At 69.3% G+C, this 17780-nt stretch carries 18 protein-coding genes and 4 tRNA genes; 18 read left to right on the forward strand and 4 right to left on the reverse strand.

Annotated features, from left to right (window positions below; translation table 11 throughout):
- Window positions 1-72 precede the first annotated feature (72 nt).
- From DSX2_RS13530 to gpmA, 4 genes are all read right to left on the reverse strand, one after another.
- The gene (locus tag DSX2_RS13530) at window positions 73-1020 is read right to left on the reverse strand and encodes an AEC family transporter (protein WP_020881515.1); all 948 of its coding nucleotides are present in this window, start codon (window positions 1018-1020) and stop codon (window positions 73-75) included.
- A 96-nt stretch (window positions 1021-1116) separates the two neighbouring features.
- Window positions 1117-2211: an A/G-specific adenine glycosylase gene (gene mutY / locus DSX2_RS13535; RefSeq protein WP_020881516.1), complete on the reverse strand. Its 1095-nt coding sequence runs from the start codon at window positions 2209-2211 to the stop codon at window positions 1117-1119.
- 31 nt (window positions 2212-2242) lie between these two features.
- On the reverse strand, window positions 2243-2665 hold the full coding sequence (locus tag DSX2_RS13540; RefSeq protein WP_020881517.1) for a hypothetical protein: 423 nt from the start codon (window positions 2663-2665) through the stop codon (window positions 2243-2245).
- A 241-nt stretch (window positions 2666-2906) separates the two neighbouring features.
- Complete coding sequence (gpmA, locus tag DSX2_RS13545; RefSeq protein ID WP_020881518.1) at window positions 2907-3656, reverse strand: 2,3-diphosphoglycerate-dependent phosphoglycerate mutase; 750 nt, start codon at window positions 3654-3656, stop codon at window positions 2907-2909.
- A 213-nt stretch (window positions 3657-3869) separates the two neighbouring features.
- Here gpmA and DSX2_RS13550 point away from each other — a divergent pair, with 213 nt between their 5' ends.
- From DSX2_RS13550 to DSX2_RS13635, 18 genes are all read left to right on the forward strand, one after another.
- Window positions 3870-4640 (forward strand): cytochrome c3 family protein, encoded by a 771-nt coding sequence (locus DSX2_RS13550; protein ID WP_052014797.1) that lies wholly within the window; start codon window positions 3870-3872, stop codon window positions 4638-4640.
- Window positions 4641-4836: 196 nt separating this feature from the next.
- Window positions 4837-6063 (forward strand): 4Fe-4S dicluster domain-containing protein, encoded by a 1227-nt coding sequence (locus DSX2_RS13555; RefSeq protein WP_020881520.1) that lies wholly within the window; start codon window positions 4837-4839, stop codon window positions 6061-6063.
- A complete protein-coding gene (locus DSX2_RS13560; protein WP_020881521.1) occupies window positions 6060-7031 on the forward strand; it encodes an RnfABCDGE type electron transport complex subunit D in 972 nt (323 codons plus the stop codon). Before DSX2_RS13555 ends, DSX2_RS13560 begins: the two co-directional genes overlap by 4 nt.
- Before the next feature lie 3 nt (window positions 7032-7034).
- Complete coding sequence (gene rnfG, locus DSX2_RS13565) at window positions 7035-7625, forward strand: RnfABCDGE type electron transport complex subunit G (protein WP_020881522.1); 591 nt, start codon at window positions 7035-7037, stop codon at window positions 7623-7625.
- Complete coding sequence (gene rsxE, locus DSX2_RS13570) at window positions 7622-8281, forward strand: electron transport complex subunit RsxE (protein WP_020881523.1); 660 nt, start codon at window positions 7622-7624, stop codon at window positions 8279-8281. The genes rnfG and rsxE overlap by 4 nt, the downstream gene beginning before the upstream one ends.
- A gap of 3 nt (window positions 8282-8284) precedes the next feature.
- Window positions 8285-8860 carry an electron transport complex protein RnfA gene (locus DSX2_RS13575; RefSeq protein ID WP_020881524.1) on the forward strand — a complete coding sequence of 192 codons (576 nt, stop codon included), beginning with the start codon at window positions 8285-8287 and terminating at the stop codon, window positions 8858-8860.
- Between the two features lie 13 nt (window positions 8861-8873).
- The gene (locus DSX2_RS13580) at window positions 8874-10991 is read left to right on the forward strand and encodes an FAD-dependent oxidoreductase (RefSeq protein ID WP_020881525.1); all 2118 of its coding nucleotides are present in this window, start codon (window positions 8874-8876) and stop codon (window positions 10989-10991) included.
- A complete protein-coding gene (locus DSX2_RS13585; RefSeq protein WP_020881526.1) occupies window positions 10988-12046 on the forward strand; it encodes an FAD:protein FMN transferase in 1059 nt (352 codons plus the stop codon). The genes DSX2_RS13580 and DSX2_RS13585 overlap by 4 nt, the downstream gene beginning before the upstream one ends.
- A gap of 139 nt (window positions 12047-12185) precedes the next feature.
- Window positions 12186-12404 carry a 50S ribosomal protein L31 gene (gene rpmE / locus DSX2_RS13590; RefSeq protein ID WP_020881527.1) on the forward strand — a complete coding sequence of 73 codons (219 nt, stop codon included), beginning with the start codon at window positions 12186-12188 and terminating at the stop codon, window positions 12402-12404.
- Between the two features lie 83 nt (window positions 12405-12487).
- A complete protein-coding gene (locus DSX2_RS13595) occupies window positions 12488-13375 on the forward strand; it encodes a DUF1385 domain-containing protein (protein ID WP_152512961.1) in 888 nt (295 codons plus the stop codon).
- Window positions 13376-13379: 4 nt separating this feature from the next.
- The gene (gene prfA, locus DSX2_RS13600) at window positions 13380-14453 is read left to right on the forward strand and encodes a peptide chain release factor 1 (protein ID WP_020881529.1); all 1074 of its coding nucleotides are present in this window, start codon (window positions 13380-13382) and stop codon (window positions 14451-14453) included.
- Between the two features lie 34 nt (window positions 14454-14487).
- The gene (prmC, locus tag DSX2_RS13605) at window positions 14488-15357 is read left to right on the forward strand and encodes a peptide chain release factor N(5)-glutamine methyltransferase (protein ID WP_020881530.1); all 870 of its coding nucleotides are present in this window, start codon (window positions 14488-14490) and stop codon (window positions 15355-15357) included.
- Window positions 15358-15625: 268 nt separating this feature from the next.
- Window positions 15626-16549 carry a UDP-3-O-acyl-N-acetylglucosamine deacetylase gene (gene lpxC, locus DSX2_RS13610; RefSeq protein ID WP_020881531.1) on the forward strand — a complete coding sequence of 308 codons (924 nt, stop codon included), beginning with the start codon at window positions 15626-15628 and terminating at the stop codon, window positions 16547-16549.
- A gap of 265 nt (window positions 16550-16814) precedes the next feature.
- Window positions 16815-16890: transfer RNA gene (locus DSX2_RS13615), tRNA-Thr, on the forward strand.
- Between the two features lie 13 nt (window positions 16891-16903).
- A tRNA-Tyr gene (locus DSX2_RS13620) sits at window positions 16904-16989 on the forward strand.
- A gap of 58 nt (window positions 16990-17047) precedes the next feature.
- A tRNA-Gly gene (locus tag DSX2_RS13625) sits at window positions 17048-17124 on the forward strand.
- Between the two features lie 40 nt (window positions 17125-17164).
- Window positions 17165-17240: transfer RNA gene (locus tag DSX2_RS13630), tRNA-Thr, on the forward strand.
- Window positions 17241-17291: 51 nt separating this feature from the next.
- The coding region (locus DSX2_RS13635) for a GTP-binding protein (protein WP_020879966.1) at window positions 17292-17780 on the forward strand (489 nt) is incomplete at its 3' end.

Here is a 17780-nt window from a genome sequence, read left to right on the forward strand (position 1 = left end):
TGCATACCTTTTACGGAAGATTTTTCAAATACGAAAGCAGGGCCGTTATCCGCCTGCGCATTTTTGATCGGTCTATGCCCCGGGCGGCAGCAGTCCCGGAAAGAGCGAGAGGAGCAGGGGCATGGTGGCCGCCGCGGCCGCCGTCTCGGCGGTGATGACCGCGGCCATGAGCCCGTGGTCGCCGCCCATCTGCCTGGCCAGGATGAAGGACGAGGCCGAGACCGGGATGGCCGTGAAGATGACCGCCGCGCCGAAGGCCGCGCCTTCCACGCCCAGCAGGCGGCAGAAGAGCGCCGTGAGGAGCGGCAGGACCAGGAGCTTGGCCGTTCCGGCCGCGAGCACGCCGCGCACGTGCGCGCCGACGGACGAGGGGCGAAGACCCGCGCCCACGGCCAGGAGACCCATGGGCAGCGAGGCGCTGCCGAGCACGCGCAGGGTCTCGCCGAGGGCGCTGGGCAGGCGCAGCCCCGCCGCGTTCAGGCAGAAGCCCGCGGCGCAGGAGAGGATCAGCGGGTTCCTCGCCAGCTCGCGCAGCACGCCCGGAAGGCCCGCGCCGCGCGGCTCTCCGTCCGGCCCCAGGCCGTAGCGGCCGAGCACCGAGACCGAGAGCACGTTGACCAGGGGGATCAGGGTCATGAGCGCCACGGCGGCCAGGGAGAGCCCCTCGGGCCCGAGCAGGGCAGCGGCCGCGGACAGGCCGACGTAGGTGTTGGGCCTGATGGCGCCCTGGAAGATCGAGGAGAAGGCCGGACCGTCGCGATGCACCAGGCGGCGCGCCGCGAGCAGCAGCACGGACACCGTGCAGACCGCGAGGATGAGCGCCAGGGCCATGCGGCCCAGGGCGTGGCCCGAGTCGATGCGCGCGAGCTTGTCCAGGAGCAGGGCGGGGAAGAGCACGTAGTAGGTCAGGGCCTCGGCCGCGGGCCAGAAGCCGGGCGCGGGAAAGCCGCGCCGCTTGAGCGCGTAGCCGAGGAGGATGAGCAGGAAGATGGGGGCCAGGGCCTGGATGATGGTGCTCATGATCCGCCTTTGCGGTCCCGGGCGCGCGGCGGTCCGCCCGGGCCGCGAGCTTCGGCATGGATGCCCGCGATGGTCTCGGAAAGCCCCGGCATGCCCTCAGCCCCACAGGGTGTCAAGGCGGATGTCCCGGCCGAGCCGGTCGATGAGCTTCTTGTGCCCGGCGGGAAAGGCGAAGGCATCGAGCCCCGCGAGGTCCACCCAGCGGCCTTCCTGGGCCGCGTGGAGCGCGGGCTCGGCCGCGCCGGACAGGCTCGTGAGCGCGTAGCAGTGCAGCGCCACGCGGTAGCGGGTGTAGCCGTGGCGGACCACGGCCAGCTTGGACGTGACCGCGACGTCGAGCCCGGTCTCCTCCCGGAACTCCCGGACCACGGCCTCGGCGGGCGTCTCGCCGGATTCCACCGTGCCGCCGGGAAACTCCCAGAGCCCGGCCCACACGCCCTGCGCCGGGCGCTTCTGGATGTAGATCATCCCTTCGCGCAGCAGCAGGCCCGAGGCCACGTCCATGGGGATGTAGTCCACGGCCTTGGCGGGCACGGGGCGCTCGAAGACGAGGTCCAGGCGGAAGGCCTCGCAGAAGGCCGAGACCGGGCATTCGGAGCAGCGCGGCCTCTTGGGCAGGCAGACGAGCGCGCCGAGCTCCATGAGCGCCTGGTTCAGCTCGCGGGCCCGGCCCGGGGGAATGAGGTCCTGGGCGGTCTTGACGATGAAGGCGTGGGTCTTCGGCTCCTTGGGCGGCAGGTCCAGGTCGAAGAGGCGGGCGAAGACCCGCTCCACGTTGGCGTCCACCGCGGGCACGTCGCGGCCGTAGGCGATGGCGGCGATGGCTCCGGCCGTGTAGGGGCCGATGCCCGGAAGCTTCGCGAGGGCGGCGGGGTCGTCCGGCAGGCGGCCGCCGTGGTGCGAATCGAGCTCGCGCGCGCAGGCCAGGAGGTTCCGGGCCCGGCTGTAGTAGCCGAGGCCCTCCCAGAGCTTCAGCACCTCCTCCTCGTCCGCCGCCGCCAGGGCGGAGACGTCCGGGAAGCGGCCCAGGAAGCGCTCGAAATAGCCCACGGCCCGGTCCATCTGCGTCTGCTGCAGCATGATCTCCGAGAGCCAGACCTGGTAGGGGTCGTAGCTCTTCCGCCAGGGCAGGGCGCGGGCGCTCTGCCCGAACCAGTCGAGCAGCGCCGCGGCGATTGCCGAAAGGTCCATGGACGGCGCCGGACGCGGGGCGAGCAGGGCCTCAGGCCCCGGCGCAGCGCACGGTAAGGGGGATGACGTGCAGGTCCGGGGCCAGGGTCTGCGTGGCGTCCAGCTCGAAGGAGACCGACGTGGAGTCGCCGCAGGCCATGGCTGCGAGCTCCGCGGCCAGCCCCTTGACGTCCAGCACCGGATGGCGGGCGAAGACCTGGGGCAGGCCGTAGGTCAGGCTGCAGCGCAGGCAGTGGCCGGGACGCTGGTGCAGGCGGAACTCGAAGCGCAGCTCGCCCGAGCCCGCTCCGGCGAAGACGAGGGAGATGTCGTAGGCCCCTTCGGAGGCGTCGCCGAACATGGCCTCGAAAAAGCTGTCGGCGCGCGCGGCCGGGAAGAGGCCGGACAGGGCCTCGGGCGAGAAGGTCGCGGCCAGGGTCTCGGGGGAAGGCAGCGAGAAGGACGTCGTGGTCATGAAAAGCTCCAGGGATGCTCCGGGATCGTCGGCCAGAGGCTCCCCGGGCAAGAACGTCGGGCGTCCTCGAAAAAGGGGCCCGCGAAGGGGGAAATGTTTCGCATGATCACGCCCCTGTCAAGGGGCGCGGAAGGGCCTGGCCCGAGGCCCGGGAGGCCTGGTCGAAGGCGTCTGGGGTGTCCGTGGCTCTCGGCGCGAGCCGGATGCGCGGCGCGGGAAAGGCGCGTCGGACGGCGCTTTTTCAGCGGCCCGACCTGCCCTGGGCCGCCACGGCGGCCTGGGCCTCGGCGATGGCCTCCTGGTCGCCGAGGTAGAAGCTTTTTTGCGGCCTCAGGTCGTCGTCGAGCTCGTAGACCAGGGGCACGCCCGTGGGGATGTTGAGCCCCACGATGTCCGCGTCCGAGATGCCGTCCAGGTATTTGACCAGGCCGCGCAGCGAGTTGCCGTGGGCGCAGACGAGCACCCGCCTGCCCGCGCGGATGTCGGGCACGATGGCCTCGTGCCAGTAGGGCAGGGTGCGGTCGATGGTCAGCTTGAGGCTCTCGGCGAGCGGCAGCTCGTCCTCGGAAAGTCCCGCGTAGCGCGGGTCTCGGCCGGGGTAGCGCTCGTCGTCCGGCGTCAGGGCCGGGGGCGGGGTGTCGTAGCTGCGCCGCCATATCTTGACCTGCTCGTCGCCGAACTTCTCGGCCGTCTCGGACTTGTTGAGCCCCTGCAGGGCGCCGTAGTGGCGCTCGTTGAGCCGCCAGGAGCGGTGCACGGGCAGCCACATCAGGTCCATGTCGTCCAGCGTGATCCACAGCGTGCGGATGGCCCGCTTGAGCACCGAGGTGTGGCAGACGTCGAAGCCGTAGCCGCCTGCGAGCAGCTGGCGCGCGCCGTCGTGGGCCTCGGCCACGCCCTGTTCGGTGAGGTCCACGTCGGTCCAGCCGGTGAAGCGGTTTTCCAGGTTCCAGGCGCTCTGGCCGTGGCGCAGAAGGACGAGGGTGTGCATGGCGGCTCCCTGTTCGGTTTTCGGGCCGCGCGGGGCGCGGCATCCTGAACTTTGCAATGACACCCAAAAAGAGGCTTCAGGTCAAGCGCGGAGAACCTCGTAGCGCAGGCGGGCTTTGCGTTTTTTTATTTTCGTGCTATGTCGTCTGAAATTCAGGGAAATTGACTGGTTGATCAACCTGAGCGAGGCGTCATGGAAAAGCGGTTGCGTCCTATGGCCTTTGCAGTGGTGATTCTCGCCGTGACCGCCTTCATCGGGTATGCCGTGCCGGAAGCGAAGCCTTCGCCTCCGAAGCGGGTGCTGCTCGAAAATCCAGGTGGGCCGGTGGTCTTCGAGCACGCCAGGCACGAGGGCTACGACCTCAAGTGCGTGCAGTGCCACCACGCCTCCAAGGTTTCCACCACCGAGGTCGGCTGCGGCACCTGCCATCCGGCCGAGTTCGACCAGCATTTCGTCAAGAACCACATCCACTGGTTCGAGGGCCGCGCGGCCTGCGCCACCTGCCACCACCTGGAATGGGGCAAGCCCATCTTTGACCATGCCCTGCACGAGGAGGTGGCCGGGGGGTGCGACTCCTGCCACCACGCGGACAAGTCCATCGAGCCCAAGGAGCAGCGCTGCTCCAACTGCCACGCCATCCCCCGCTCGCCCATGGCCGCGGCCAAGCCGGTCCCGTCCGGCACGCCGCCGTCGCTGCGCGACGCGGTCCACGCCCGCTGCCGGGCCTGCCACGAGGACATGTTCGAGAAGGAGCTTACCGGCTGCTCCAACTGCCACTCGCGCAAGAACATGCCGGACGTGGACTGGAACAATCCCACGGCCTGCCGTGAGTGCCACGACAAGCCCCGCGAGTCCCTGGTGCCCACGCGCAAGGACGCCTTCCACAAGCAGTGCATGGGCTGCCACAAGAAGCTCGGGAAGGGGCCGTACAGGGACGACAAGGACGTCAAGGACTGCGGCCGCTGCCATCTGCCGACCCGCTAGTGCCGCAGGTGTTGAGGAAGTATTGACATGCACGACGGGGACCGGGCGCGGCACGAGAGTCGGACAGAGGTCCGGCTCCGTCGCCAGCGGCGGCGTGAGCGAGCCGAAAACCGCGTTTTCGGCGCGGCGGCCCTCCGCGGAATACGGCTTTGTGTATTTTGCGGACGCCATATGAGACCCCAGGGGGATGAGGAACATGGACGTATTTCGGCTTGCTGACCAGGCCGCGCCCATCGAGCCCGTACCGGCGCCCGAGCGCGTGCGCCTGCCGCTCCTCGGCGCGGGCGTGTGCGTCGGGGTGGGCGACGCGGTCGTGCGCGACCAGCGCGTGGCCGTGGCCGCGCGGCCCGGCCTGGGCGACGTGCACGCCTCGGTGGCCGGGGTCGTGGTCGCCATCGACGACGCCGCCCTGACCATAGAGAACGCGGGCGAGACCGGCCGCGAGCCGCGCGGCGAGCTCGCGGGCGCGGCGCCCGCAGAGCTCTGCCGCTCTCTCGCATCCCTGGGCGTGCGCTGCGACGACCTCCTCGAGGCCGATCTGGTCGTGGTCAACGCCCTGGAGCCAGAGCCGGGCGTCTCCTCGTTCATGGCCCTCGCGCGCCACGAGAATCAGGTGCTCCAGGCGGGCGCCGCGCTCCTGCAGCGCATTCTCGAGCCCTCGCGCATCGTCCTGGCCGCGCCCAAGGGGGCGGGGCTGACGCTCGGCCACAACCCCGTGCACGAGCTTTCCGTGCGCTATCCCGAGAATCTCGACCCCCTGGTCGTGCGCGCCGTGACCGGCAAGGAACGCCCGGCCGAGGTCGTGTCCATGGGCGTGGACAGGCTCTGGCGCATGGGCGTCGCCTCGCGCGGGCGCCCCGTGACCGAGACCGTGCTGAGCGTGGGCGGGAAGAACCTGCGCGTGGCCGTGGGCACGCCCGTGCGCCTGGTGCTCGAGGCCGCGGGGCTCGCGCCCGAGCCGGGCGACCGCGTGCTCCTCGGCGGCGTCTTCAGGGGCGAGGCCCTGTGGGACCTGGACGCCCCCGTGCCCAAGGAGGCCTACGCGCTCACCGTGGTGCCGCGCGACCTGGCCGCGCACTACGGCGAGCACCCCTGCATCAACTGCGGCGAGTGCCATCTCGTCTGTCCGGCGCGCATCCTGGTTGGCATCATGGCCCGCTTCGCGGAGTTCGGCTTCTGGGAGAAGGCGCGTGCCTACGACCTGGACTCGTGCATCGAATGCGGGCTGTGCGCCTACGTCTGCCCGGCGCGCCGCCCGCTCCTGCAGTACATCCGCCTTGCCAGGCACGAGCTGTCCCTGGTCGAGGAGTTCGCGCCGGGGCCCCAGCCGCCGGAGGGCGCAACCCTCGATCCGTCCGCCGATCCGTCGGGCAGTCCGTCCGGCAATCCTTCGGGTAACCCGTCCGAGGAGGCACGCGCGTGAAGCCCATCAAGCTCACCGTCTCCTGTCCGCCGCACATCCACTGCGGCCGCTCCGTGCGGGGGCTGATGCACGAGAGTGCGGCCGCGCTCCTGCCCGCTGCCGTCATGGCCGTGTGGTGGTACGGCGTGCCCGCGCTGCGCGTCATGGCCCTGGCCACGGCCGCGGCCGTCACCACGCAGTGGGCCATAGAGCGCCTCACCGGCCGCGAGATAGGCGTCGACGACGGCAGCGCCCTGCTCACGGGGCTCGTCTTCGCCTTCCTCCTGCCCTCGAGCGCCCCCTGGTGGCTGGTGATCATCGGCGCGGTCATCGCGCTGGGCCTCGGCCGCGCGGCCTTCGGCGGACTCGGGGGCAACCCCCTGAACCCGGCGCTCATCGCCTGGGCCATCTGCCTGCTCTCCTGGAAGGGGCACATGAACCCGGACTTCACGGTGCTCGACTCCGCCCTCGGCTCGCCCCTGGCCACCTTGCGCTACCAGGGCGCGCTCGAGGCCGCGAAGATCTCGCCCCTGGCCCTGCTCGAGGGCGCCCAGCTCTCGGGGCTCGGCGACGCCCAGGCCGGGGCGCTGCTCCTGGGCGGGCTCTGGCTCCTCGCGCGCAGGCGCCTGCGCCCGCACATCCCCCTGGCCTTCCTGGCGGGCACGGCGGCCACGGCCTTCTGCTTCCGCCTGGTCTGGCCCGAGACCTCGGCCTCGCCGCTCTTCCACGTCCTGGCCGGAGGCACGGTCTTCGCCGCCTTCTTCCTGGCCACGGAGCAGGCCTCGAGCCCGGTCACGCGGCGCGGCATGGTCGTCTACGGCCTCTTCGCCGGGGCCATGACCGTGGTCATCAGGACCTGGGGCATCTGGCTCGACGGCGCGCCCTTCGCCGTGCTCCTGGCAAACCTCGTCACGCCGATGTGCGACCGCCTAAGGCCCCGGGCATTCCCGCCCCGGCCCGCGGCGCCCAGGCTTTCCTCCGGGGGTTGAGCCATGCGTGAGACCTTTTCCATGATCCTCGTCCTCTCGCTCATCTGCGGCGCCTCGGGCTACGTCCTGGCCACGCTCAAGGAGAAGACCGCGCCGCGCATCGAGGTCCAGGAGCTGACCTTCGTCAAGGGACCCGCCCTGGCCACGGCCTTCGGCTCGTTCGACAACGACCCCATCGCGGAGCGCAAGAGCGTGGCCCTGCCGGACGGCGGCCACCTGCTGGTCTTCCCGGCCAGGCAGGGCGGCAAGCTCGTGGCCGTGGCCTTCGAGCGCTTCGCCAACGGCTTCGGCGGCCCGGTCGGGGTCATGGTCGGCTTCGACCTCGCCAAGGACGCCCTGACCGGCATCGGCATCACCACCCTGCACGAGACCCCGGGCGTGGGCATGCGGGTCACGGGCATGGGCTTCCTCAAGCAGTACCGCGACCATCCCTTCTCCGGGCTGGCGCTGAAGTCCCAGGGGGGCGACGTGGACGCCGTGTCCGGGGCCACCATCTCCTCCACGGCCGTGAGCAAGGCCGTGGGCGATGCCCTGGCCACCTACAAGGCGATCAAGCCCGAACTGCTGAAGGCCTTTTCCGGAGGCGCCGCATGAACGGATTCGTCAAGGAGTTCACCAAGGGCCTGTGGAAGGAGGTCCCGCCGTTCCGCCTCGTGCTCGGGCTCTGCCCCACGCTGGCCGTGACCAAGAGCGCGGGCAACGGCTTCGGCATGGGCGTGGCCGTCATCTTCGTCCTGGTGCTGTCCAACTTCTTCGTCTCGCTCCTGCGCAACCTCATCCCGGCCAAGGTGCGCATCGCCTGCTTCATCGTCATCGCGGCCACGCTGGTGGTGGCCGCGGAGCTGCTCATGCAGGCCTACGCCTACCCGCTCTACCAGGCGCTCGGCATCTTCGTGCCGCTCATCGTGGTCAACTGCATCATCCTCGGCCGGGCAGAGGCCTTCGCCTCCAAGAACAACCCGCTGCTCTCCGTGGCGGACGGCCTGGGCATGGGCATGGGCTACACCGTCTCCCTGACCGTGCTCGGGTCGCTGCGCGAGGTCTTCGGCGCGGGCACGCTCTTCGGCGCGCACGTCATGCCCGCGGGTTTCGAGCCCTTCGGCTTCATGGTCGAGGCGCCCGGCGCCTTCGTCTGCCTCGGGCTCCTGCTCGCGGTCATGAACTTCCTGGGCAAGATCGACGGCGGCGCCAGGCCGCCCGCGGAATGCCGCAGCTGCGGCGCCTGCTACCGCGCGGGGATGGGGGAATAAGCCATGAAGGACTATGCGCTCCTGATCATCTCGGCGATCTTCGTCAACAACATCCTCCTGGCCCAGTACCTGGGCAACTGCCCCTTCCTCGGCTGCTCCAAGGAGATGGGCGTGGCCGTGGGCATGGGCAGCGCCGTGGTCTTCGTGGTCACCCTGGCCTCGGCCTTCACCTGGCTCATCCAGAAGCTCGTGCTCGTGCCCTATGGCGTGGAGTACCTGCAGACCATCGCCTTCATCGTGGTCATCGCGGCGCTCGTGCAGTTCGTGGAGATGTTCCTGAAGAAGATGATCCCGCCGCTCTACCGCTCGCTCGGCATCTACCTGCCGCTCATCACCACCAACTGCGCGGTGCTCGGCATCGCCATCATCGTGCAGCGCAAGGACATGGGCTTCGTCTCCGGCGTGGTCTTCTCCGCCGCCTCGGCCGCGGGCTTCATGCTCGCGCTGCTGCTCATGGCGGGCATCCGCGAGCGCTACCAGATCACGCGCATCCCGAAGCCGCTGCAGGGCACGGCCATCGGCCTGGTCACGGCCGGTCTCATGTCGCTGGCCTTCTTCGCCTTCAACGGGATGATCTGAGGAGGGCAGGCGCATGGTCACGACATCTGTGCTCTTCCTGGTGGGACTCGGCTTCGGCGCCGCCGCGCTGCTGGCCATCGCCTCGCGCTTTCTGCACGTGGAGGAGGACCCGCGTATCGCCCAGGTCGAGGAAGCGCTGCTCGGCGCCAACTGCGGCGGCTGCGGCTATCCCGGCTGCTCGGGCGCGGCCCAGGCCGTGGTCGAGGGCCGGGCCGGGCCGGACGTGTGCGTGGCGGGCGGGCCGGAGGTCGCCCAGCGCGTGGGCGCGCTGCTCGGCCTCGAGGTCGTGCTGCGCGAGCCGGAGGTGGCCTTCCACGACTGCTTCGGCGGCGGCCGCGCTGCGGAGAAGTATTTCTACCAGGGTGCGCGCGACTGCCGCGCCCAGGCCATGCTCTACTCGGGCGCCAAGAGCTGCGCCACGGGCTGCCTGGGGCTCGGCTCCTGCGTGCGCGCCTGCCCCTTCGACGCCCTGACGCTGGGGCCGCAGGGCACGCCGGTGATCAACGAGGCTCGCTGCCGCGCCTGCGGCAGGTGCGCGGACGTCTGCCCGCGCGGCGTGCTCTCCGTGGTCTCCACCTCCGCGCGCCTCCTGCACATGAACCAGGAGGACGAGTGCCTGGCGCCCTGCCGCCAGATCTGCCCGGCCCAGATCAACATCCCGCAGTACATCGAGCAGGCCAAAAACGGCCAGTACGAGGCCGCCATCCAGACGCTCAAGGAGCGCAACCCGCTCATCCTCTCCATCGGCCGCGTCTGCCCCGCGCCGTGCGAAGGCTACTGCCGCCGCGCCGCGGTGGACGATCCGGTGGGCATAAACCTGGTCAAGCGCTGGCTGGCGGACTGGGAGATGGCGCACGGCCGCGTCTGCCTGCCCTGCGCCCGGCCCACGGGCCGCAAGGTGGCGATCATCGGCGGCGGCCCGGCAGGCCTGTCCTGCGCCTTCTTCCTGCGCCGCCTGGGCCACAGCCCCACGATCTTCGAGTCGCAGCCGGGCCTGGGCGGCCAGCTGCGCTACGGCATCCCGGAATACCGCCTGCCCAAGGAGGTTCTGGACTGGGAGATCCAGGGCATCCTCGATCTCGGCATCGAGGCGCGCACGGGCGTCCAACTCGGCCGCGACTTCACCCTAGAGGGGCTTCGGGAGGAGGGCTTCGAGGCCTTCTTCCTGGGCATGGGCGCCTGGCTCAACTGGGGGCTCGGCATAGACGGCGAGGACGCGGGGGGCGTCTGGCCGGGCACGGAGTTCCTGACCGAATGGGCGCTCGGGCGGGCTCCCGAGGTGGGGAAGAACGTGGTCATCGTGGGCGGCGGCAACACGGCCATCGACGCGGCCCGCACGGCAAGGCGCACCGGCGCGCGCGTGACCATCATGTACCGCCGCACCGAGGCCGAGATGCCCGCCGCAACGGTGGAGATCCACGCGGCCAAGGAGGAGGGCGTGGAAATGCTCTTCCTGGCCGCGCCCACGCGCGTGGAAAAGGACGGAGAGGGCCGCATCGCGCGGCTCGAATTCCTGCGCATGGAGCTCGGCGAGCCGGACGCCTCGGGCAGGCGCAGGCCCGTGCCCGTGGAGGGCTCGGAGGAGACGATGGACTGCGACATGCTCGTCGCGGCCATCGGCCAGTATCCGGACACCTGCTACATCGAGGAGAAGACCCCGGCCTGCGAGATCACGCGGCGCAAGACCGTGGCCGTGAACCCGGACACCATGCAGACCGCGGTGCCCGACGTCTTCGCCGCGGGTGATCTGGTCACCGGCCCCGCCCTGGTGGTCACTGCCATCGGCGGCGGACGCAGGGCCGCCCGGGGCATCCATTATTATCTGATGCAGGGCGAGATTCCCGTGCCCGCCAACCTGCAGCGCAAGCCCCTGCCGGAGACGCTCTTCAAGGAGCTGGAGGGCGTGGGGAAGGTGCCGCGCACGCGCATCCCCGAACTCTGCGCCGAGGACCGCTTCTGCAACTTCCGCGAGGTGGACCAGACCATCAGCGAGGAGCAGCTGCACTACGAGGCCGCGCGCTGCCTGCGCTGCGGCTCCACCTGCTACAATCGCGACCCCGCGCCCCTGGGCGGGATCATGGACCAGGCATCCTTCGCCCAGGCGCGCGAAGAGGGGAGGGTGGCGCAATGAGGCGCTTCGCCATGAACAGGGCCGCGCACGGGAAGCCCGGGATGTCGCGGCGGGAGTTCCTGCTGCGCTCGGCGGGCGCGGGGATCTGCGCCGCCGCGGGCACGCTCGTGCCCCTGGCCGCCGGGGCCGGGATGCTCGGCAGAAGCCGCACGCTCTCGCTCCTGCGTCCGGCCATGGGTACCTTCGTCTCGGTCAGCGTGGTGGACGACTCGCGCGATCGCGCCGAGGAGGCCGCGGGCCGCGCTTTCGACGCCGTGGCACGCTACGAGCCGGTCTTCTCCCGCTTCGCTCCGGCCTCGCCCGTGAGCGTCCTGAACGAGCGGGGGAGTCTTGCCGACGCCCCGCCCGAGCTCGCCGCGCTGTTCGCGCAGTGTTTTGCCGTGCACCGCGCGACCAATGGGGCCTTCGACCCCACGGTGCTGCCCGTGGTGGAGCTGCTGGCCGCGCGCTCCGCGGACGGCGAGGTGCGGCTCGCGCCCGGCGAGCTGGCCGCGGCCGAGGAGCTGGTGGGCATCGCGGGGCTTCGCTGCGCGGGCCGCTCCGTGCGGCTCGCGCGCAGCGGCATGGCCGTGACGCTCGACGCCATCGCCAAGGGCCGCATAGTGGACTTCGCGGCCGAGGCCATGCTCGCCGCTGGCGCGCAGAACTTCCTGATCAACGCGGGCGGCGACATCCGCGCCCACGGCTCGCCCGAGCGCGGCGGCAAGTGGCGCGTCGCGGTGGAGGACCCGGGCGGACAGAACGGCGCGCCGGCCGTGGTGGAGCTTTGCGACGGCGCCGTGGCCACCTCGGGCAGCTACGAGGTTTCCTTCGACAGCCGCAGGTTCCTCTGCCACATCGTGGACCCGGGCACGGGCCGTTCGCCCGGGCTGGCCGCCGGGGTCACGGCCTGCGCGCCCACCTGCGCCGAGTCCGACGCCCTGGCCACCGGCCTCATGGTCCTCGGGCCCGCTGCGGGCAGCCGGGCCGTGGCCGCGCTGCCGGGCCGCTCGGTGCTCTTCGTGGGGCTCGACGGAGCGCACGTCGCGAGCCCGGGGTTCCCCGCCCGAGGGTAGGGGGGCGAGAAACGCGCGATTGCCGGGCGTGCGCGGGCTGCGCGGGTTTCCCCCGGAATGTCGTGGATTTCACTTGCCAAGGGGCAAAACCGGCGTTATATGCCTGTGCTTTCCTTTTCTCCCCAAGGAGGAGTTTGAAATGAAGAGCGATATCCATCCGAAGGTGTTCAAGGCCACCTTCCGTTGCAACTGCGGCTACGAGGCCCAGATCCTGTCCACCAAGGGCGAGACCGTGCAGGTCGAAATCTGCTCGCAGTGCCACCCGTTCTACACCGGCAAGCAGCGCTTCGTGGACACGGCCGGTCGCATCGACCGCTTCAACAAGAAGTACGCCAAGTTCCAGAAGGACGCGAAGTAGGATTGCGCGCCTCGACGGGAGACCGAGTGAGGCTTTTTCCCTGGCTCCTCGCCGCCCCCCAGAACGTGGGCGGGCAGGCGGTCATGGAAGGCGTGATGATGCGCAGCGGCGGCCGTCTGGCCATCGCCGTGCGTAAAGCCGACGGATCCATCGTGGTCGAGCTTCGGCCCTGGTTCTCCCTGTTCAAGGGGGCCTGGGCCAAGACGCCCGGGGTACGCGGCTTTCCCGTGCTCGTTGAAACCCTGGTCAACGGCATCAGCGCGCTCAACTTCTCGGCCCAGCACGCCCTCGAGGGCGAGGGCGAGGAGGAGCTTTCGCCCCTGGCCCTGGCCGGGACGGTCGTCCTGGCGCTGGCCATGGCGCTCGGCCTGTTCGTGGTCCTGCCGCACGTGGTCACGCTCGGCATGCAGTGGCTAGGGCTTTCCGGCGACGTGTCGAGCCTGGCCTTCCAGGCCTGGGACGGGCTCTTCAAGCTGGCCATCTTCGTGCTCTACATCCTGGGCATCTCCCGGGTCCCGGACATCAAGCGCGTCTTCCAGTATCACGGGGCCGAGCACAAGACGATCTGGACCTTCGAGAAGGGCCTGCCGCTGAACTGCGAGAACGCCCGCACCGCGAGCCGCCTGCATCCCCGCTGCGGCACCACGTTCCTGCTCTTCGTGCTCGCACTGTCCATCGTGCTCTACGCCTTTCTCGTGCCCGGCGCGCTGCACCTCTGGGCGCCGCAGGGCAAGGTGCTGAAGCAGCTCTACGTCATCGGGCTCAAGTTCGTGCTCATGGTCCCGGTGAGCTGCCTGGCCTACGAGATCATCCGTCTCGCGGGCCGCTCGCAGCATCTGACCGTCTGCCGCATGCTCTCGGTTCCGGGCATGATGATGCAGCGCCTGACCACCTACGAGCCCGACGACTCGCAGCTCGAGGTGGCCATAGCGGCGCTCAAGTGCGCCGTGGACGCAAAAGAACAAGGATAGCATCGTGTTCGCCAAGCTTGAAAGCCTCGAGCGGAAATTCGAGGACCTCGAACGGGAGCTCGCAGCGCCTGAAGTCTTCAACGACCAGGAGCGCTACCGCAAGCTGACCAAGGCCCACTCGGACCTCGGTGAGATCGTCAAGGTCTTCCGCGAGCACAAGCGCCTGACGCGCGAGCTGGCCGAGAACAAGGCCATGCTCGCCGATTCCGATCCCGAGATCAGGGACATGGCCAAGGCCGAGATCGGCTCCATCAACGAGCATCTGCCCGAGATCGAGCACGAGCTGCAGATCCTGCTCCTGCCCAAGGACCCCATGGATGAGAAGAACATCATCCTGGAGATCCGCGCCGGTACAGGCGGCGAGGAGGCGGCCCTGTTCGCGGGCAACCTCTTCCGCATGTACTCCCGCTTCGCCGAGCGCAAGGGCTGGCGCCTGGAGGTCATGAGCGCCCACGAGATGGGCACCCACGGCTTCAAGGAGATCATCGCCTCCATCGCGGGCGAGAAGGTCTACTCCCGCCTCAAGTACGAGTCCGGCACCCACCGCGTGCAGCGCGTGCCCGAGACCGAGTCCCAGGGCCGCATCCACACCTCGGCCGTGACCGTGGCCATCATGGCCGAGGCCGACGAGGTGGACGTGCCCATCGACCCCACGGACCTGCGCATCGATACCTACCGCGCGTCCGGCGCGGGCGGCCAGCACGTCAACAAGACCGAGTCCGCCATCCGCATCACGCACATCCCCACGGGCGTGGTCGTGACCTGCCAGGACGAGAAGTCGCAGCACAAGAACAAGGCCAAGGCCATGAAGGTGCTGCGCTCCCGCCTGCACGAGGCCATGGCCTCGGAGCGCAAGGCCGAGGAGGACGAGAGCCGCCGCGCCCAGGTCGGCTCGGGCGACCGCTCCGGCCGTATCCGGACCTACAATTTTCCGCAGGGCCGCGTCAGCGACCACCGCATCGGGCTGACCCTCTATTCGCTCGACGCCTTCATGGACGGCGACATCGACGAGATGGTCGACGCCCTGATCGCCTCCAACCAGGCCGAGGCCCTGAAACACCAGGCCGAGACCGCCTGATCCGCGCCGCACCCGGCGCACACCTCACGTCCGCATGAACAGCCGCGAGACCGTCCGCAGCGTGCTGGCCAAGGCCGAGGCCTGGCTGGCGGAGAAGGGCGTGGACGGCCCGCGCCTCTCCGCGCAGCTCCTCCTGGCCCGCGCTCTGGAAAAGGACCGGCTGGCCATGCTCCTGGACGCGGACAAGCCCCTTGCCGAGACCGAACTGGCGCCCTTTCGCGCCCTGATCCGGCGGCGCGCCGCGGGCGAGCCGGTGGCCTACATCCTGGGCGAGAAGGAATTCTACGGCCTGCCGTTCGCCGTGGGGCCCGAGGTCCTGGTGCCCCGGCCCGAGACCGAGGGCATCGTCGAGGCCGTGCGCGAGGCCTTTCCCACGGGCGGCTCCGGCGAGGGACCGCTGCGTTTCGCGGACCTGGGCACGGGCAGCGGCTGTCTGGCCGTGAGCCTGGCCTCTCTCCTGCCGGACGCCTCCGGCCTTGCCGTGGACGCGAGCCAGGCCGCGCTCGGGCTGGCCGCGTCCAATGCCGCGCGAAACGGCGTGTCCGGAAGGCTCGCCTTCCTGCGCGCCGACTTCGGCCGTCTGCCGCTTCCGGACGGCTGCTGCGACCTCGTGGTCTCCAATCCGCCCTACGTCACCTGCGCGGAATACGCCGAGCTCTCGCACGAGGTCGCGGACTTCGAGCCGCGCCTGGCCCTGGTCTCCGGCGAGGACGGGCTAGACGCCGTGCGCGCCCTTCTGCCCGAGGCCGCGCGCCTGCTCAGGCCCGGCGGCCTGCTCCTCGTGGAGATCGGCTGCCGCCAGGGCGAGGCGGCCTGCAGCCTGACGCGCGAGGCAGGGTTTCGCGAGGTCGGCGTGCTGCGCGACCTGGCCGGGCTGCAGCGCATCGTGCGGGCGCGCGCATAGGCGGACGGAGCACGTCCGCGCGGCCTGACACGCCCCGATCCCTTGCTCGTCCATCCGCAAAGCTCCCTGGTCCGTTCCGGCTCCATGCGCCCCGAATGGGTCTACGGCGTGTGTGCAACGATGCGACAGCAGGAGTGGAATGTGGGGAAAAGGCCACAGTGCTGCACGCATGCTACATATCGTCCGTTTTTCATGGATGGTAAATTCTTTGTTTTTCAGTATGTTATCCGTCGGCATGGATGTTGCTAAGAGGCGCCACGGAGGCATCATGCATCAGAAGACGATCCGCAAACCCATCAGCTGCGCCGGCATCGGCCTGCACAGCGGCAAGAAGGTCCACCTCTCCCTGCGTCCCGCTCCCGAGGACACCGGGATTCTCTTTTGCGTCCGCGACGAGAACGGCAGCCGCTTCCTGAAGCCCGCGCCCGACTCCGTGCACTCCACGCGCCTGGCCACCACCCTGGCCCGGGGCAGAGACGCCATCGCCACCGTCGAGCACATCCTGGCCGCCATCCGCGGCATGGGCATCGACAACGTGCTCATCGAGGTCCAGGGCGGCGAGCTGCCCATCATGGACGGCAGCGCCGCGCCCTTCGTCTACCTGCTGCGCCTCGCGGGTACGCAGGTCCAGAACCGCGCCCGCCGGGTCATGGCGCTGAAGAAGCCCATCGAGTTCGTGCGCGAGGGCAAGTGGATCAAGGCCGAGCCGTTCAAGGGCTTTGCCGTGGACTACTCCATCGAGTTCAACCACCCGATGATCGGCCGCCAGGAGTTCTTCATCGAGCTCACGCCCGATCTCTTCGCCCGTCGCCTGGCCAAGGCCCGCACCTTCGGCTTCCTGCAGGAGGTCGAGATGCTGCGCGCCAACGGGCTGGCTCTCGGCGGCTCGCTCGAGAACGCCGTGGTCCTGGACGAGTTCGGCGTGGTCAACGAGGACGGGCTGCGTTTCAAGGACGAGTTCGTGCGCCACAAGGTGCTGGACTTCGTGGGCGACATGGCCATGTACGAGGCGCCGTTGTGGGGCCGCTTCGAGGTCCACGCCTCGGGCCACGCCCTGAACAACGAGTTCCTGCGCTACATCACGGCCAACGCCGACGAGTACCTGGAAGAGGTCGTCCTGGGTGAGCCCCGCGCCGCCGCGCGCGAGAAGGCCTGCCGCCCGATGCCCGGTGCCGCCCCGGCCCTTGCCTGAGTCTCCGCTTTATACTAGTAGATGACGTGACGCCGCCCGGCTCAGCCGGGCGGCTTTTTTTCCGGATTCGGAGGCGAATTTCACGGAAGAAGGGCAGGGCGAGGAAAAAAGGCTTGCCTTTCTCCAGGCGAGGGCGTAATGCCCCTTGTTCCGGCGCGCAGCCAAGGCTGACGCCGGATTGCTGGATCGAGGGACTGATCGGCTCCACCAGTACTTGCGCTTGACATGGCCGTCGCGCGCATGTAACGAACTCCGGCCCGTACAGGCTGGCGTAGCTCAACTGGTAGAGCAGCTGATTTGTAATCAGCCGGTTGCGGGTTCAAGTCCCATCGCCAGCTCCAGATCTTTCTCATCGGTGGGGTTCCCGAGTGGCCAAAGGGAACAGACTGTAAATCTGTCGGCGTGAGCCTTCGGAGGTTCAAATCCTCCCCCCACCACCATATTTCAGGTTTTCGGCTGTAGAAGGCAGGGGTTCTGCCGTTTGACTACGGTGAAACCGCGGGAATAGCTCAATTGGCTAGAGCATCAGCCTTCCAAGCTGAGGGTTGCGGGTTCGAGTCCCGTTTCCCGCTCCATTCGTTTCTCCGCTGACGGGAGAGAGCCTGCCGCATGTCCGCCCACGTAGCTCAGGAGGTAGAGCACTTCCTTGGTAAGGAAGAGGTCATCGGTTCAAATCCGATCGTGGGCTCCACTTTTTGTTTCAGGGCAATATTTTTGACTCCAAAGATCAAGGGGATGCACCATGGGTAAGGCAAAATTCGAGCGCAGCAAGCCGCACGTCAACATCGGCACCATCGGTCACATCGACCACGGCAAGACGACGCTGACGGCCGCCATCACGCGGACCCTGTCCATGAAGGGCTGGGCCGACTTCGTGGCCTTCGACCAGATCGACAAGGCCCCCGAAGAGAAGGAGCGCGGCATCACGATCGCGACGGCGCACGTCGAATACCAGACGGACAAGCGCCACTACGCGCACGTGGACTGCCCCGGCCACGCCGACTACATCAAGAACATGATCACGGGCGCGGCGCAGATGGACGGCGCGATCCTGGTCTGCGCGGCGACCGACGGTCCGATGCCGCAGACCCGTGAGCACATCCTGCTCGCGCGCCAGGTCGGTGTCCCGGCCATCGTGGTCTTCCTGAACAAGTGCGACATGGTGGACGACGCGGAGCTTCTGGAGCTGGTGGAGCTCGAGGTTCGCGAGCTGCTGTCCAAGTACGACTTC

It is taken from the genome of Desulfovibrio sp. X2 (assembly GCF_000422205.1).
In the GTDB taxonomy this organism is placed as follows: domain Bacteria; phylum Desulfobacterota; class Desulfovibrionia; order Desulfovibrionales; family Desulfovibrionaceae; genus Alkalidesulfovibrio.

Excerpts from the sequence above, each read along its gene's own strand:
- gpmA (WP_020881518.1), bottom strand. The coding sequence starts at position 3,656 with ATGCACACCCTCGTCCTTCTGCGCCACGGCCAGAGCGCCTGGAACCTG.
- DSX2_RS13530 (WP_020881515.1), bottom strand. The coding sequence starts at position 1,020 with ATGAGCACCATCATCCAGGCCCTGGCCCCCATCTTCCTGCTCATCCTC.
- DSX2_RS13585 (WP_020881526.1), top strand. The coding sequence starts at position 10,988 with ATGAGGCGCTTCGCCATGAACAGGGCCGCGCACGGGAAGCCCGGGATG.
- DSX2_RS13595 (WP_152512961.1), top strand. The coding sequence starts at position 12,488 with ATGGAAGGCGTGATGATGCGCAGCGGCGGCCGTCTGGCCATCGCCGTG.
- lpxC (WP_020881531.1), top strand. The coding sequence starts at position 15,626 with ATGCATCAGAAGACGATCCGCAAACCCATCAGCTGCGCCGGCATCGGC.
- DSX2_RS13540 (WP_020881517.1), bottom strand. The coding sequence starts at position 2,665 with ATGACCACGACGTCCTTCTCGCTGCCTTCCCCCGAGACCCTGGCCGCG.
- rnfG (WP_020881522.1), top strand. The coding sequence starts at position 7,035 with ATGCGTGAGACCTTTTCCATGATCCTCGTCCTCTCGCTCATCTGCGGC.
- DSX2_RS13550 (WP_052014797.1), top strand. The coding sequence starts at position 3,870 with ATGGCCTTTGCAGTGGTGATTCTCGCCGTGACCGCCTTCATCGGGTAT.
- rsxE (WP_020881523.1), top strand. The coding sequence starts at position 7,622 with ATGAACGGATTCGTCAAGGAGTTCACCAAGGGCCTGTGGAAGGAGGTC.
- DSX2_RS13575 (WP_020881524.1), top strand. The coding sequence starts at position 8,285 with ATGAAGGACTATGCGCTCCTGATCATCTCGGCGATCTTCGTCAACAAC.
- DSX2_RS13555 (WP_020881520.1), top strand. The coding sequence starts at position 4,837 with ATGGACGTATTTCGGCTTGCTGACCAGGCCGCGCCCATCGAGCCCGTA.
- prmC (WP_020881530.1), top strand. The coding sequence starts at position 14,488 with ATGAACAGCCGCGAGACCGTCCGCAGCGTGCTGGCCAAGGCCGAGGCC.
- mutY (WP_020881516.1), bottom strand. The coding sequence starts at position 2,211 with ATGGACCTTTCGGCAATCGCCGCGGCGCTGCTCGACTGGTTCGGGCAG.
- rpmE (WP_020881527.1), top strand. The coding sequence starts at position 12,186 with ATGAAGAGCGATATCCATCCGAAGGTGTTCAAGGCCACCTTCCGTTGC.
- DSX2_RS13580 (WP_020881525.1), top strand. The coding sequence starts at position 8,874 with ATGGTCACGACATCTGTGCTCTTCCTGGTGGGACTCGGCTTCGGCGCC.